The sequence below is a fragment of the Aminobacter sp. Y103A genome (assembly GCF_030294925.1).
Classification (GTDB): domain Bacteria; phylum Pseudomonadota; class Alphaproteobacteria; order Rhizobiales; family Rhizobiaceae; genus Aminobacter; species Aminobacter ciceronei.
This window is the reverse complement of sequence record NZ_AP017986.1, coordinates 2,529,271-2,543,686: the sequence shown is the minus strand read 5'-3', so window position 1 is coordinate 2,543,686 and position 14,416 is coordinate 2,529,271. Positions and strand designations below refer to the sequence as shown.

Genomic DNA, 14,416 nt, shown 5'->3' with positions numbered 1-14,416 from the left:
CCTACACAGTCACGAGCTTGCGACCGCCATTGGTGATCAATGTCGTCGCGCCCGACAGCATGGCGCGCATCGATGCGAGATCCTGGTAGCGGCCGTTGACCGAAATCCGCGGCAAAGCATGCATATGCGCGGCATGGCCGGGTACAAGAACGCCGTGCCGGGTCGTGACCGCCGACACGAAGCCGGCCTGGCGCGCCAGATGGGTCTCGCGCATGCCAGCCGCCGCCGCATAGCCGTAAGGATAGGCGAAATGCTGCGGTGCCTCGCCCAATTCGGCCTCGATCAGACTGCGCGAGCGGTGCATCTCGCGCAGCGCCTTGCCGGCTTCGAGGCGCTTGAGATTGCAGTGATGGACCGTGTGGGCCCCGATCGTGACCAGCTTGTGGCTGGCGGCTCGCCTGATCTCGGTCCAATCCATCAACAGGTCGCGGTTCGGCGCCGAGGCGTCGACGCCAACCTGCTCGGCCAGGCCGCGCAGCACCTGCCGCTGATCTTCTTCCGACACTTCCGACGTCAGCCAGTCGGACAGTTCAAGGAAAGCGCCTTTGCGGTCACGCGGCGTGGTGCATTCGAATGTGCGTTGCTCGCCCATGACCGTGGCCGTCACCGGCTTGCCGGCTTCGACGATGTCGTCGAGAACCTCCCACCACAGGTCGGCAGCACCCGAGGTGAGCCCCGGCGCGACATAGATGGTGATGGGCGCGCCATGGCTCTCGAGAACCGGCAAGGCCTCGATGAGATTGTCGCGATAGGCGTCGTCGGCAGTGAGCGCTGCGAAGGGCCCCTTCGTGCGGCCGGAGCTCAGGCGGCCGACAACCTCATCCATGGAGACGAAGGCATAACCGAGCCGCTTCATCTCGCCGATAAGCACGTCGAGAAAGCCGGGCGTTATGGTCAGATGACGATTGGGGCCGTCGGGCCGGTCGAGCAGCGCACTGACCCGGTGCAGCATGAGGATAACGCCGACGCCGCCCACCAGCGGCTTGGCCAGAGCGCCAAGCCCACCATATCCGATCAGCAGGAAAGCCAGCTTTCTGGCTATGTCGATCATTCCTTCACCTTTGGCGCCTAGGCTCGGTGGCGTCGAGCATACCGAGGAATGCTCCATATATGCCGACCAATAGCCGGCAAGGATTGAAGTATGGTTGACGCTACTGCCCCCAGCGAAAACAATGCCTTGCTCCGTCATGCTGCCGCCACCGGCAACGCGACGACGGCAGTTGTGCTGGCGGCTTCGTGCGATGCGTTGAGCGCCTACGGCAAGTTCACCAATATCCATGCGCCGGCCCAGAGCCCGGAATGGGTTGCCGCCTGGATCGAGACCAGCAAACCCGACGCCATCCTGGCCACTTTGAACGCCAATGGCCGGCCGGTCATGTCGCTTGCCCTTGAAGTCGTCCGCGAAGGGCCGTTTCGCATTGCCAGGTTCCTGGGCGGCAAACATGCCAACGGCAACTTTCCGGCTGCCGACAGGAACTGGCTTGCGGCGGCCAGTGCCGATGACATCAGCGTCCTCGTCCGCGCAATCGGCACGGCCCGGCCGGATATCGACCTCGTTGCCTTCGACCGCCTGTTCAGCGACCTCGATGGCCTGCCCAATCCATTGCTGAGGCTGCCGTCGGCGCCGAGCCCGAATCTCGCACTTGCCGTCGATCTCGACGGCGGCTTCGAGCGCGTGCTGACGCGAACCAGCGGCAAGAAGAAGCGCAAGCGGCATCGCAGCCAGGAGCGAAAATACGAAGCTCTCGGCGGCGCACGGCGCACAATGGCAACGACGACCGTCGAGGCCAATGCCATGCTCGACGCGTTCTTCGCCATGAAAGAGCAGCGCTTTGGCGCGATGGGCATCACCGACGTGTTTGCCGAGACCAACGTACGCACATTCTTCCGCAAGCTGTTCGTCGACGCGCTGGCAAGCGAACATCCATCCTTCGTCCTGCACGGGCTCGAGGTCGGCGGCAAGTATCGCGCGGTGACCGGCTCGAGCCGTGCCGGAAATCGACTGATCTGCGAGTTCGGCGCCATATCAGACGACGAACTGGCCCATGCCAGCCCAGGCGAATACCTGTTCTTCGACAACATATCAGAAGCCTGCGGCCAGGGCTTCGGTGTCTACGATTTCAGCGTCGGCGACGAGCCTTACAAGCGGCAGTGGTGCGACCTCGAGATCCAGCATGCCGATGTGCTGGCGCCGCTGACGGCCAAGGGCCGCGTCTATGCGCTTGGCCTGAGGTCGCTGTCGCGCGCCAAAAGCGTCGTCAAGAACAACGACAGGATGTGGGCGCTGATCAAACGCTTGCGTTCAGGCGTGCGCGGCAAGCCGGCCGCGGCGGCGCCCCCCGAAGAAGATTAGCTCAGGCAGCCGTCCGCGTCGGCTGCGGCGTCGTCGGCAAGTGATGGCCGACCGGGGTCACCAGGATGACGTCCTCGTAGCCGCCGGCGCGCAGGCCGTCGGCGACATAGGCAATCTCATCGTCATGGCGGAGGAAGCTGACCAGCACCTCGGTGCCGTCGCCGACCAGCCGCGTGATTTCGCCGGCGTCGGCCGGGCCGCATTCGACGACGACGAGGTCATAGGCGGTCGTCAGCGAGTCCATGATGATCGGCAGACGGTCGGCGGCACGCATGGCGCGCGCCGGATCGGCTGTGCCGACCGGCATGACATCGCAATCGGAATAATGGTCGGCGCGGATGACTTCGGTGAACTGGGCTTCGGAGGCGAGCAGGTTGGTGATACCGGGATAACGGCCACCATCGAGCATCGGCCCTGCCGCGGCACCCGAAGCGGTCAAATCGAGCAGCAGCACGCGCAGGCCGGAATCGGCGACTTCGCGGGCAACCAGTACCGCCGTTGCTGCCGCATCGTCGCCCTCGGGTGAAACGAAGATGGCACGCGCGGCACCCCCGGCAATCAGCCTTTCCGCCGCCGTCTCGATGCTGATGCCGCCATGGGTCGGCGCTTGCATGGGTTCCCCGGCGGGCTCATCGGCGACGGCAAGATCGTCCTGCGTATCGACCATCTCCTGCGGCTCGCCGTCGACGTCGGCAAGCAGGGCTGCAGCCGCCGGTTCTTCTGCTTCAACCCAGGCCCTGGGCGCGTCATCTTCCGGCAGCTCGGCGGCGTGGCGCGCCGGCATCGCCACCGTCACAGGTGTAACGCGGGCGCCGGCGGCGGGGCGCATGGCGCGACCGGAGAACAACTCCTGCAGCAGGGTGAAGATCGCCATCAGCAGCAGCGAACCGACGAAGGCGGCGCCGACGATCGGGACGACCTTGGGAAAGTAGGATTCGGACGGAACGATCGCTGTCGAAAACACGCGCGCGTCGACCGGCAGATAGTTGCGGTCCTGACGCGATGCGGCCTCGCGATAGCGGGTGAGATAGGATTCGAGCAGCGCGCGCTGGGCCGCGGCCTCGCGCTCCAAGGCGCGCAGTTCGACCTCCTCCTCGGAGACGCGGGCCGACTCGACCTTCAGCCGGTTGAGGTCGGCGACAAGCTGCTTTTCGCGCAGGTCGGCGCTGCTGGCCTCGTTGACCAGTCCGACAAGCACCTTTTCAGCCTGCGAGCGGATCTGCGCGTCGAGGTCCGAAAGCTGGGAATTCAGCGCCCGGATGCGCGGATGATTGGGCAAAAGCGATGTCGAAAGATCGGCGATATCGGCGCGCAGCTGAATCTGGCGCTCGCGCAGGCGCTGGATCAGGCCAGATGACAGCACCTCCGGGATGGCGTCGATCGACCCGCCGCCCTTCAAGGCCTGGCGCACGCTCTGCGCCGTGGCCTCGGCGGCCGAACGGCCGGCACGGACACGCGACAGTTCGCTCGAAAGTTCGGACAGCTGCTGGGTGGCAAGTGCGGAATTGTTCTGCCCGACGAGCAGGTCGGATTGCGAGCGGAAGCTGGCGACCTTGGCCTCGGCATCCTTGACGCGCTTGTTGAGGTCGGCGATCTCCGGCTTCAGCCAATCGGTCGCCTCGGTGCTCGACTCGAGCTTCGAGCCGCGCTGGAATTCGAGATAGGCCTCTGCGATCGCATTGGGCACCGCTGCCGCAAGCTTGGGATCGGCCGAAGAGAACTGGATGACGATGACGCGCGATTTTTCGACGCGATAGACGGTCAGCTGTTCGCGGAATGCCTTGAGCACGCGCTCTTCGGGCGGCAGCTCGCTGGGATCGCTCGTCAGCCCGGCAATGACCAGCAGGCGCGATATCGTCGACATCTCCGAAGCGGCGTCGAACTCCGGCAGGCTGGCGAGGTCGAGCTTCCTGGCAACCTGCTTGAGGATGTCGGTCGAACCGATGACCTCGACCTGGCTCGTCACCCCCTCCTCGTCGAGGATCGGACGTTCGTTGTCGCCGCTGCCGTCGGGCCGGGTGAAGACGGACTCGCGCGTTTCGATCAGAAGTCGGGTCTCGGCGCGGTATTTCGGCGTCGCCAGCGAAGTCAGCACGAAGGCAAGAGCAGTGACGGCAACCGAAAACAGCAGCAGGCGCAGCCAGTTCCTCGCAAGACTGGCGAAGAGCTGACGCAGATCGACATCGACATCACCGGCAGTGGATTGGACGCCAGACATGCAGTTCCTACTCCGAGGCTGAGCAGACTGCACGGTAAACAAACATGGTAACCCATGCGTTAACGGCGCAACCTCAAATACAACCCAGGCCATGCAAGATGGGCCACGTCCTTTACCGGGCATTAACCCTAACAAGTCGATAACTGGCGCGAACCAATACTCCGCTGCATGGCGGCAAGCCGTCGAAGGTGTGTCTGCAGAAATGAAAAGCTCCCTTCCCATTTGCCATGCGCTTCTCGCAGCCATGCTGGTCGTCAGCGGCTGCTCGAGCTACCGCCCCGCGCCTGCTGCCTTTCATGAAGTGCTCGACCAGCCTTACCGTCTCGGCGCCGGCGACCGCATCCGCGTCACCGTCTTCGAGCAGGAAAGCCTGACCAACACCTACAGCGTCGACCAGTCGGGCTACATCTCCTTCCCGCTCGTCGGCGGCGTCCCGGCGCGCGGCTATACTGCGCAAGAGGTCGAAAAGGCGCTGGCCGCCAAGCTGCGCCAGGGCTATCTGCGCGATCCCGACGTTTCCGTCGAGGTCGATCGCTACCGGCCGATCTTCGTCATGGGCGAAGTGGGTGCGGCCGGCCAGTACTCCTATGTTCCCGGCCTGACCGTCCAGAAGGCCGTGGCCATGGCCGGCGGCTACAGCGCCCGCGCCAACCAGGGCAATGTCGACATCACCCGCGACATCAACGGCAAGGTGATGACCGGCCGCGTGCTGACCACGGACCCGCTTCTGCCCGGCGACACGATCTACGTGCGCGAGCGGCTGTTCTAAGCCGCCGTGCAGCAGACCCCGCCCCGCCAGCTCAGGATCGTCCATTGCTTCAGGTCGCCGGTCGGCGGCATCTTCAGGCATGTGCGTGATCTGACCGAAGCCCAGGTGGCCGCCGGCCACCAGGTCGGCATCATCTGCGACTCGACCACCGGCGGCGAGCATGAGGAGCGCCTGTTCGAGGCGATCCGGCCGATGCTGGCGCTCGGCATCAGGCGCACGTCGATGCAGCGTCATATCGGGCCAGGCGACATCGCGGCGGGCTGGCGCACCTACAAGATCATCAAGGAATTGCGGCCGGACGTGCTGCACGGGCATGGCGCCAAGGGTGGTGCCTATGCGCGTGCGTTCGGCTCACTGTTGCGGGTTTCAAGGTATTGCGTGGCCCGCCTCTATTCGCCGCATGGCGGCACTCTGCACTATGACGAAAGGACGATGACCGGAAAGCTGTTCTTCGGGCTCGAACGCCTGATGGAGCGTTTCACCGATCATCTGCTGTTCGTCTCCGACTACGAACGCCGCACCTTCATCCGCAAGGTCGGTGAGCCGCGCGTGCCCAACAGCCTGGTCTATAACGGCCTGCGCGACGCGGAATTCGAACCGGTAGCGGCTCAGCCCGATGCCGCCGACTTTCTCTACATCGGCATGATGCGCGACCTGAAGGGTCCCGACATGTTCATCGACGCGGTGAAGGCGGCAAGGCAGGAACTCGACAAGGACGTCACCGCTGTCATGGTCGGCGACGGCGAGGATCTGCCGCGCTACCACGCGCAGGTCGAAAGGCTTGAGCTCGACGGCAAGATCCGCTTCCTTGCGCCGATGCCGGCGCGCCAGGCATTTGCGCTTGCCCGCTTCGTCGTCGTGCCGTCGCGCGCCGAGGCGATGCCTTACATCGTGCTCGAGACACTTGCCGCCGCAAAGCCGATCGTGGCGACCGCCGTGGGCGGCATTCCGGAGATTCTCGGAGCCCGGTCGCCGGCGCTGGTCAATCCGGACGCTGGCGAAATCAGCCTGAAGATGATCGAGGCCTTCCGGTCGCCTGCTGCCTATGCCGCCGCGATGCCCGACACCGCCGAGCTCAAGGCCCGTTTCGGCGTCGACGTGATGGCCCGCGAAGTCGAGAAAGCCTACTTCTCCGCGCTGCCGAAAAAACGCGCCTGAAATACGCTACAAGACAATTTTGTTGCTCAAGGGTTTCTTAGCTCATCTTTGATATGTCAATCTGGCAAACGGGCGACCGGCCAACAGATCGACGACGATGAACAACTTCGACCCAAAGCGCCGCTTCACCCCGGAAGCCGTGAAGGCGGCTGACGGCGACGGCAAATCGACCGACAAGGCCAAGCTGAGCAATGTCGCGCAAGAGGTGGCAGCGCAGTACCGTCGCGACACCATGTCCCCGGTCATGCTCAGCGGCATCCTGCGCCTGACCGAATTCGGCATGCTTTTCGTCACGGGCTTGGCACTCTATGCCTATCACGTCGGATTCCTCGGCCATCTGAGCTGGCAATATCCGCTGGTCATCCTCGCCGCCTCGCTGGCCGCGATCGTCCTTTTCGAGATCATGGACTGCTACCAGCTGCAGTCGCTGATGCGGCCGGGCGTCTCGCTGGGACGGATGGCGCTGTGCTGGGCCACCACCTTCGCCCTGATGGCGGTCACCGCCTTCTTCATGAAGGTTTCGGCGGAGTTTTCGCGCCTGCTGTTCGGCAGCTGGTTCGTCATCGGGCTGGCGCTGCTCGTCGTCCAACGCCTGATCATGGCACGGGTCATCCGGCGCTGGGCCCGCAACGGCCGCATGGAGCGGCGGGCAGTCATCGTCGGCGGCGGCAAGGCAGCCGAAGTGCTGATCCGCTCGATCGAGCAGCACCCCTACAACGACATCCGCATTTGCGGCATCTTCGACGACCGCGACGACCGGCGCTCGCCGCCGATCGTCGCCGGCTATCCCAAGCTCGGCACCGTCTCGGAACTGTTGGAATTCGCCCGCATCGCGCGCATCGACATGCTGATCGTGTCGCTGCCGCTGACGGCCGAAACCCGGGTTCTGCAGCTGCTCAAGAAGCTCTGGGTGCTGCCCGTCGACATCCGCCTGTCGGCGCACTCCAACCAGTTGCAGTTCCGGCCGCGCTCCTATTCCTATATCGGCGCGGTGCCGATGCTCGACATTTTCGACAAGCCGATCAACGACTGGGATTCGGTCGCCAAGCGCGCCTTCGACATCATCTTCAGCCTGTTCGGCATCGTCGTCTTTTCGCCCGTCATGCTGGCAACCGCGATCGCCATCAAGCTCGACAGCAAGGGCCCGGTGCTGTTCAAGCAGAAGCGCCACGGCTTCAACAACGAGGTGATCGAGGTCTACAAGTTCCGCTCGATGTTCACCGAGCTGTCCGACCCCTCGGCGAAAAAGACGGTGACCAAGAACGACCCGCGCGTCACCCGCGTCGGCCGCATCATCCGCAAGACCTCGATCGACGAGCTGCCACAGTTCTTCAATTCGCTGTTCGGCAGCCTGTCCCTGGTCGGCCCGCGCCCGCATGCGATTGCGGCGCAGTCGCACAACCTTCTCTACAATGAAGTGGTCGACGGCTACTTCGCCCGCCACAAGGTCAAGCCCGGCGTCACAGGCTGGGCCCAGATCAATGGCTGGCGCGGCGAGATGGACACCGACGAGAAGATCCGCAAGCGCACCGAGTTCGACCTCTACTACATCGAGAACTGGTCGCTCTGGTTCGACATCAAGATCCTGTTCCTGACGCCGATCCGCCTGCTCGACACGGAAAACGCCTATTGAGCGCGATCAGCTATGATCTGCCGCGGGCCGCGATCAACGCCAAGCTGATCGGGCTCATCTCCACCGGCGCCATTGCGCTGGGCGTATTGCTGTCAGGTTTCGTCATCCGCGAGCCGGCGCCTTACGAACTCTACATGGCCGGGCTGATCGCGGTGTGGTCGCTGTTTGGCCTGCGCATTTCGCGTGCCATCACCCCGTTGCTGGTGCTGATCGTGACCTTCAACATCGGCGGCATGATTGCGATGACGCAGATGGCGGAGCTGATGAACACGCCGCTCTATCTCGCCGTGTCGCTGTTCCTCGGCTTCACCGCCATCTTCTTCGCCGCGGTCACCGAAGCCGATCCGAGGCTGTTCAGGGTGATCTTCCTGTCCTGGGTGGCGTCGGCAGTGGTTACCTCGGTGCTCGGCATGCTCGGCTATTTCGGCGCCGTGCCCGGGGCGGAGATGTTCACCAAATATGGCCGCGCCGCCGGCGCCTTCCAGGACCCGAACGTCTTCGGGCCCTTCCTCACCTTGCCCGGCATCTACCTGCTCTACCGCGTGCTGACCGGCAATCCGCTCAAGATGGCGATCTATGCGGTGCCGCTGCTCATCGTCACCGGCGGCATCTTCCTGTCGTTCTCGCGCGGCGCCTGGGGGCTGTTCGGCGCCTCGGCCATCCTGCTCACCGGCTTCCTGTTCCTGCAAAGCGACAGCGGCAGGTTCCGGCTGCGGATCGTGGTGATGAGCATTGCCGCCATCGCGCTGCTGACCGTCGCACTGCTGATCGTGCTGCAGATCCCCAGCATCGCAGAACTGTTCACCACGCGCGCCCAGCTCGTCCAGGATTATGACGGCGCGCGGCTCGGCCGCTTCGCCCGCTACGCAATAGGCTTCCTCCTGGCGACGGAGAAACCCTTCGGCATCGGACCGCTGGTGTTCGGCCAGATCTATGGCGAGGACACCCACAACATCTGGCTCAAGACGCTGATGGACTATGGCTGGCTCGGCTTTGCCAGTTACCTCTCGCTGATCGTCTGGACCGTCGCCGCTGGGTTCCGCATCCTGCTGCGCAACCGGCCCTGGCAGCCCTATCTGCTGTCGGCCTATGTCGTCTTCCTCGGCCATATCGCGCTCGGCACCGTCATCGACACCGACCATTGGCGCCACTTCTACCTGCTGCTCGGCCTGATCTGGGGCTCGATCGCGCTCGAAGCCCGCCACCAGCGTGCCCAGACCTCGCCCGCCTGCTGACGCCTCGCCCGGTTTCTGACTCGCCGGCGACGGGCCCCGTTGCACACAAGATTCGCGTTTTGTGAACGGTCCGGCACCGCTTTGCCGGCTCAACTCAGCGTGACCGCTTTGTGAATCAGAGTGACCGATCAGCCTATGGCAATCGGAAAGGTAGGCGCCTATCTCACAGTGGTCAGCGAGACGGCAAAAACAACAACCGCCGCTTTGCTACCGAAAAAGAAAGGAATACCCACATGAAGAAGATCATCCTCGCCGCTTCGGCAATCACTCTGATGTCTGGTTCGGCATTTGCTTCATCCGCAGACGGTGTTGTTGCCAAGTTCGACCCGGCCGTTCGCGTCATTACGCTCGAAAGCGGCCAGAGCTACTCGGTTCCGCGTGACGTTGCTATCCCGTCGATCCAGACCGGCGAGAAGGTTTCGATCCAGCTCAACGACGAAGGCGACAAGGTACAGGGCGTGCTCCGCTAAGCGGAAACCGCGATATCCCTGAACTGCCGATACCACCGAAAAAGCCACGGGCCCTCCCACCCGTGGCTTTTTTTCGTTTGCGACGCTTGGCTCGCGGCACGAAGCGCAGGTCCGCCCCATCGACCGCTACCTTGCCTCACACAGCATACACGGACGCACAGTTTCGCTCCGCAAGCCTCCACAATCCACACACGCACGACAATCCGGACACGCAGGGCCTGGCTGCGACCACAGCCATCCGCACAACGGCGCAACCAGACTCGATGTTGCCCCAGGGTCGTTGCGCACAACTGCGCCGATTTGTGAACGGTCCGGCACCGGTTTGCCGGCTCAACTCGGCGTGACTGCTTTGTGACCGAGAGTGACCGCTCCAGCTATGGAAATCCAAAAGTTAGGTGCCTATCTATCAGTGGTAAGCGAAACGACAAAACAACGAACCGTCGATCCGCTACCGAACATTGAAAGGACTAAAACAATGAAGAAGATCATCCTCGCCGCTTCGGCTGTCGCAATGATGTCAGGCGCCGCATTTGCTTCCTCCGCGAACGGCGTTGTTTCTCAGTTCAACGAGCAGGCGCGCGTCATTACGCTCGAGAGCGGCCAGAGCTACACCGTCCCGCGCGACGTCGCCATCCCGGCGATCCAGGCTGGCGAAAAGGTATCGATCCAGCTCAACGACGAAGGCGACAAGGTCAATGCCGTTCTCCGCTAAGGCGGAACAGCCTTGACGGCCTGACTTGCCCCACAAGCTGGCCACTTCTGCAAAAAGCCATGGGTCCTCCCACCCATGGCTTTTTTTGCGCTTCAAGACATGCCTGACACGGGGTCCGTAGGCGAAAACAATCGCGCGAACGGCCGTTCGCCATCGGAGTTTCAACGATCCCGCGGCACGTTCGCGTGATCGAAACGTGTCTCGAGTTTACCTGTCAGCGTGTAACAAGCACGGCCAGCTGATCGTAGTTGACGGTATCAGCAAGGTGCCCCGCAGCAAAAGCAGCACCTCGCACAACCCCATCAGGAGAACGATCATGAACAAGCTCATCTTGGCTGCCGCCGCATTCGCACTCTTCTCCGGCTCGGCTCTCGCCTCCGACGCCAGCGGCATCGTCACCCGCTTCAACGCCGACACCCGCGTCATCACGCTCCAGGGCGGCGACAGCTACACCATCCCGCGCGATGTCGCCCTGCCCTCGGTCAAGGTCGGCGACAAGATCTCGATCCTCTTCAACGACGAAGGCGACCAGATCCGCAACGTGCTGGCCGGCCCTGACATGATGTAAGCCCGCCACGGCAAGACGACAGTGAAGCCATGGGCGCACTCCACGCCCATGGCTTTTTGTTGCACCCGGTCACGCCTGTTGCGCCCGGCCCGGCCGCGGCCGACCTCTGCCCGAAAGTTCTCGGGCGATCGGAACTTCAAGCCGGTGCGACACCGTGACAGCGACAAAAGCGCGTGAGCTATTCGTGTTAGTTGTTTACCGAACCAAACCAACGGCAGGCCGTTTCTTCTCTGCACAAAGCAATTGGCGTCTCCCTCCCGGATCCAAGCTTTGGTCATCAAGCAACAGGAGAAGTACAATGAGAAAGCTCATCCTTGCCGCCTCCGCCCTCGCCCTCATGTCGGGCGCAGCCCTTGCCACCGAGGTCGATGGCACCGTTGCCAAGTTCAACCCGGCGGTCCGCGTCATCACGCTCACCAATGGCGAGAGCTTCACCATCCCGCGCGACGTCGCGATCCCGCCGCAGCTGGCTCCCGGCAAGCGGGTGGCCATCGACCAACATGACAACGGCGCCAAGATCGAATCCGTCATGGTGGGCGCGGCAAGCTAGCGTCCGGCCCATCCTCCCACCCCGCAGGTAGCAGACAACGCCATGGACGCCAGCCAGCGTCCGTGGCGTTCTTCCTTTCGACAAGAGGTGCGGACCACGAATCAAGGGCCACCGCCCTTGCCGCGATCGGCAATTCGAACCTCAGGTGCCATCCAGGGCAGCGAAAAATGGGCACAGTGTCTGGATTCGAACCGCCCAGTCCGGGGCCTGCTGCAATCCCACACGCCCTCTGATACGGTCAAAGGTACCGCCATTCCCGCCGGCAGGAGAAGCCATGAGCGACCTGACTACTGCGATCCTTGTTGCGGCAAACGCGCATCATGGCCAGGTCGACAAGGCGGGGCAGCCCTATATCCTGCATCCGCTCCGGGTGATGCTTGCGGTCAACAGCGACGAAGAACGGATAGCCGCCATCCTGCATGACGTCGTCGAAGACACTGATGTCACTTTGGACGAACTGCGGAGCAAGGGGTTCGGTGTTGTGGTTGTCCAAGCGGTCGACGCGCTCACACGCCGGGATGATGAGCCCTATGTCGACTTCATCAAGCGGGCGCGCGCCAACGAGATCGCGCGACGCGTCAAGATCGCCGACATCCTTGACAACACCAACCCCGACCGCGTGCGGGCCGCTGGGCTTGGGGAGCAACATCTCGATCGCTACCGCGAAGCACTTCAAATGCTGACAGACGCCGAGAGCCAATCCTGATCGCCGACCACCTACACCACCGCAGTCGACGGCAATACCGTCCGCTGCAACGGCCCGGCGCCTGACAGCACGGCTCGGACAAACCATTCTCGACGCCGCCGAAAAGATCGAAGCGAGATGGTAATGTAAACCTTGGGGAAATCGGCAAACCGCAACCTGGGGGATGGCGGTTAAGTCTTTGTTCTAATGGTCGGAGTGGCCGGATTCGAACCGACGACCCCTTGACCCCCAGTCTTGTTATACCTGTTTTATAGCCATTCCTTGCGATGCACACGACCGATCACAACCGCAGAAATGCAACGCCTTGAAACCGATGCCCGCTTGACTGAATTCATGCACATACCTAAATGCTGGCTATATTGTGGCTATAAATGAGGTTGGGGTGGCTATAATCAAGATCACAGCCGGGGGCGTATCGGAGGTCATGGCATCGGCCAAGCCGAACCGAACCACCTACTATTTCGATGCGGATTTGCCGGGCTTTGGCTTCTATCGAACTACGGCAGGCACCGGCACCTATTTCGCCGAATTCCGACCCGTCGCTGGCGGGTCCAAAAAACGACTGAAGCTGGGGCGCGTAGGAACGCTAAAGGCAAACGAGGCACGCGAGGCCGCGCGCAAAGCGATCGCTCATGCCGGGCTCGGCAAGGATCTGTCCAAGGACCGCGCCGACGAAAGAGCAAGCGTCACTGTCAGGACGCTGGTCGACACTTACATCGAAGACTTTGTCGCGATGAACAAAAAGGAGTCGTCCGCCGAGTTTTACCGCACCATGCTGCGCAAGCACATTGATCCTCTGATCGGAACCATAAAGGCGGTTGCGCTCACCCGCGTCGAAGTACAGCGCGCGCATGCGGCAATGTCCAAGACTGCCCGCATATCGGCGAACCGGGCAATGAAGCTGCTGTCGGCCGCATACGGATGGGGCGCGAAAAACGGATACGTGCCGGATGGGATGAACCCGGCATCCGGTGTTGACCTAAACCGTGAAGAAGGTCGCGAGCGATTCCTATCGATCGACGAAATGAAGCGCCTGGGCGAGGCCATGGTTGAGGCCGAGACCGTCGGCTTGAAGGTGAACGCGGGTGACGCGAAACACGCTCCGAAAGGGCAGCGTGTAAAAATGCACCCTAGCGTCACAGGCGCCATTCGCTTGATCATGCTGACCGGCTGCAGATTGCGCGAGATACTGCATCTTCGCTGGACGGAAGTGGACCTTGATCGCGGTCTCCTTTTCCTTCCTGACTCTAAGACGGGACGGAAGACGGTCGTGCTGTCCGCAGCGGCAGTTGAGGTGCTGACCGCCCTGCCCCGCATTGGCGTCTACGTAATCGCCGGCGAAAGCGCAGGCTTAGAGGACGAGAAGCCGAGGGCCGACCTCAAGCGTCCCTGGGCGGCAATCACGAAGCGGGCTGGTCTCGACGGGCTGCGCATACATGATTTACGCCACTCGTTTGCCAGCGTTGGCGCGTGGTCTGGTCTGGGACTGCCCGTTATAGGCAAGTTGCTCGGCCACACTGATGCGAAGACGACGCAGCGGTACGCGCACATCGATGTCGATTCGTCGCGCCGGGCGGCCGACGCCATCGCGGGGCAGATCGCCGACGCAATCGGGGGCAAGTGATGGCACCTCTTCCGAAGAGTTTCAGCCTACAAGCCATTCCAATTCGTGCCGCTATCTCCGAGGATCGCAAAGAGGACGCGAAGACCATGATCTGCGAAATACTGCGAACCGGTAAGGCCGACGCTGTCGTGCAGGGTCTGGCTGCAGATCTGCTCAAGCCCGCAAAGCGCAGTCGCGGTCGGCAGAAGGCATTGCCATGGCGTTGGCTCGACATAGCCGACCAGTTCCGTCGAATGAGGGAAGAAGATGGCCTCCTCTACGAGGACGCTCTTCGCATCACCGCTGAAAAGTTCGGCCGGTCTGAATCGCATGTTCGCACGTGCCTCGCGACATACGAGAGTGCTCAAGAAGATGCGCCCCGCGAATAAATGGGTTTTGTTTGCCTAAATCGCCGCCGGTGAAACAGTTAAGTACGCCATG

General features: G+C 62.6%; 14 protein-coding genes. 12 read left to right on the top strand and 2 right to left on the bottom strand.

The window, feature by feature from the left end; all coding sequences use genetic code 11:
- Window position 1: 1 nt before the first annotated feature.
- Entirely contained in the window at window positions 2–1,051 is a 1,050-nt protein-coding gene (locus Amn_RS12385) for a polysaccharide deacetylase family protein (RefSeq protein WP_154385566.1), read from the bottom strand.
- Window positions 1,052–1,141: 90 nt separating this feature from the next.
- Here Amn_RS12385 and Amn_RS12380 point away from each other — a divergent pair, with 90 nt between their 5' ends.
- Entirely contained in the window at window positions 1,142–2,353 is a 1,212-nt protein-coding gene (locus Amn_RS12380) for a GNAT family N-acetyltransferase (RefSeq protein WP_263007369.1), read from the top strand.
- A 1-nt stretch (window position 2,354) separates the two neighbouring features.
- Here the strand turns inward: Amn_RS12380 and Amn_RS12375 are convergent, their stop codons facing one another.
- Entirely contained in the window at window positions 2,355–4,571 is a 2,217-nt protein-coding gene (locus Amn_RS12375) for a GumC family protein (RefSeq protein WP_286297376.1), read from the bottom strand.
- Window positions 4,572–4,773: 202 nt separating this feature from the next.
- Between Amn_RS12375 and Amn_RS12370 the strand changes: the two genes are divergently transcribed.
- The 11 genes from Amn_RS12370 (at window position 4,774) to Amn_RS12320 (ending at window position 14,364) form a co-directional block, all read left to right on the top strand.
- Window positions 4,774–5,340 (top strand): polysaccharide biosynthesis/export family protein, encoded by a 567-nt coding sequence (locus Amn_RS12370; protein WP_067962914.1) that lies wholly within the window; start codon window positions 4,774–4,776, stop codon window positions 5,338–5,340.
- Window positions 5,341–5,346: 6 nt separating this feature from the next.
- The gene (locus Amn_RS12365; protein WP_067962917.1) at window positions 5,347–6,498 is read left to right on the top strand and encodes a glycosyltransferase family 4 protein; all 1,152 of its coding nucleotides are present in this window, start codon (window positions 5,347–5,349) and stop codon (window positions 6,496–6,498) included.
- A gap of 97 nt (window positions 6,499–6,595) precedes the next feature.
- A complete protein-coding gene (locus Amn_RS12360; RefSeq protein ID WP_067962920.1) occupies window positions 6,596–8,131 on the top strand; it encodes an undecaprenyl-phosphate glucose phosphotransferase in 1,536 nt (511 codons plus the stop codon).
- A complete protein-coding gene (locus Amn_RS12355; RefSeq protein ID WP_286297366.1) occupies window positions 8,128–9,366 on the top strand; it encodes an O-antigen ligase family protein in 1,239 nt (412 codons plus the stop codon). The genes Amn_RS12360 and Amn_RS12355 overlap by 4 nt, the downstream gene beginning before the upstream one ends.
- Before the next feature lie 233 nt (window positions 9,367–9,599).
- Window positions 9,600–9,836, top strand: a complete 237-nt coding sequence (locus Amn_RS12350) for a DUF1344 domain-containing protein (RefSeq protein WP_286297364.1) — start codon at window positions 9,600–9,602, stop codon at window positions 9,834–9,836.
- 475 nt (window positions 9,837–10,311) lie between these two features.
- Window positions 10,312–10,548 (top strand): DUF1344 domain-containing protein, encoded by a 237-nt coding sequence (locus Amn_RS12345; protein ID WP_067962929.1) that lies wholly within the window; start codon window positions 10,312–10,314, stop codon window positions 10,546–10,548.
- Window positions 10,549–10,864: 316 nt separating this feature from the next.
- Window positions 10,865–11,116 (top strand): DUF1344 domain-containing protein, encoded by a 252-nt coding sequence (locus Amn_RS12340; protein ID WP_286297363.1) that lies wholly within the window; start codon window positions 10,865–10,867, stop codon window positions 11,114–11,116.
- 298 nt (window positions 11,117–11,414) lie between these two features.
- Window positions 11,415–11,666 carry a hypothetical protein gene (locus Amn_RS12335; protein ID WP_182575610.1) on the top strand — a complete coding sequence of 84 codons (252 nt, stop codon included), beginning with the start codon at window positions 11,415–11,417 and terminating at the stop codon, window positions 11,664–11,666.
- Window positions 11,667–11,940: 274 nt separating this feature from the next.
- A complete protein-coding gene (locus Amn_RS12330) occupies window positions 11,941–12,372 on the top strand; it encodes an HD domain-containing protein (protein ID WP_286297358.1) in 432 nt (143 codons plus the stop codon).
- A gap of 424 nt (window positions 12,373–12,796) precedes the next feature.
- Window positions 12,797–13,996: a tyrosine-type recombinase/integrase gene (locus tag Amn_RS12325; RefSeq protein ID WP_286297355.1), complete on the top strand. Its 1,200-nt coding sequence runs from the start codon at window positions 12,797–12,799 to the stop codon at window positions 13,994–13,996.
- Window positions 13,996–14,364 (top strand): hypothetical protein, encoded by a 369-nt coding sequence (locus Amn_RS12320; protein ID WP_286297353.1) that lies wholly within the window; start codon window positions 13,996–13,998, stop codon window positions 14,362–14,364. Before Amn_RS12325 ends, Amn_RS12320 begins: the two co-directional genes overlap by 1 nt.
- The last annotated feature ends 52 nt before the right edge of the window (window positions 14,365–14,416 follow it).

Coding starts and splice junctions, on each gene's coding strand:
- Amn_RS12375 (WP_286297376.1), bottom strand. CDS start 4,571: ATGTCTGGCGTCCAATCCACTGCCGGTGATGTCGATGTCGATCTGCGT.
- Amn_RS12350 (WP_286297364.1), top strand. CDS start 9,600: ATGAAGAAGATCATCCTCGCCGCTTCGGCAATCACTCTGATGTCTGGT.
- Amn_RS12360 (WP_067962920.1), top strand. CDS start 6,596: ATGAACAACTTCGACCCAAAGCGCCGCTTCACCCCGGAAGCCGTGAAG.
- Amn_RS12340 (WP_286297363.1), top strand. CDS start 10,865: ATGAACAAGCTCATCTTGGCTGCCGCCGCATTCGCACTCTTCTCCGGC.
- Amn_RS12345 (WP_067962929.1), top strand. CDS start 10,312: ATGAAGAAGATCATCCTCGCCGCTTCGGCTGTCGCAATGATGTCAGGC.
- Amn_RS12370 (WP_067962914.1), top strand. CDS start 4,774: ATGAAAAGCTCCCTTCCCATTTGCCATGCGCTTCTCGCAGCCATGCTG.
- Amn_RS12320 (WP_286297353.1), top strand. CDS start 13,996: ATGGCACCTCTTCCGAAGAGTTTCAGCCTACAAGCCATTCCAATTCGT.
- Amn_RS12385 (WP_154385566.1), bottom strand. CDS start 1,051: ATGATCGACATAGCCAGAAAGCTGGCTTTCCTGCTGATCGGATATGGT.
- Amn_RS12335 (WP_182575610.1), top strand. CDS start 11,415: ATGAGAAAGCTCATCCTTGCCGCCTCCGCCCTCGCCCTCATGTCGGGC.
- Amn_RS12325 (WP_286297355.1), top strand. CDS start 12,797: ATGGCATCGGCCAAGCCGAACCGAACCACCTACTATTTCGATGCGGAT.
- Amn_RS12380 (WP_263007369.1), top strand. CDS start 1,142: ATGGTTGACGCTACTGCCCCCAGCGAAAACAATGCCTTGCTCCGTCAT.
- Amn_RS12330 (WP_286297358.1), top strand. CDS start 11,941: ATGAGCGACCTGACTACTGCGATCCTTGTTGCGGCAAACGCGCATCAT.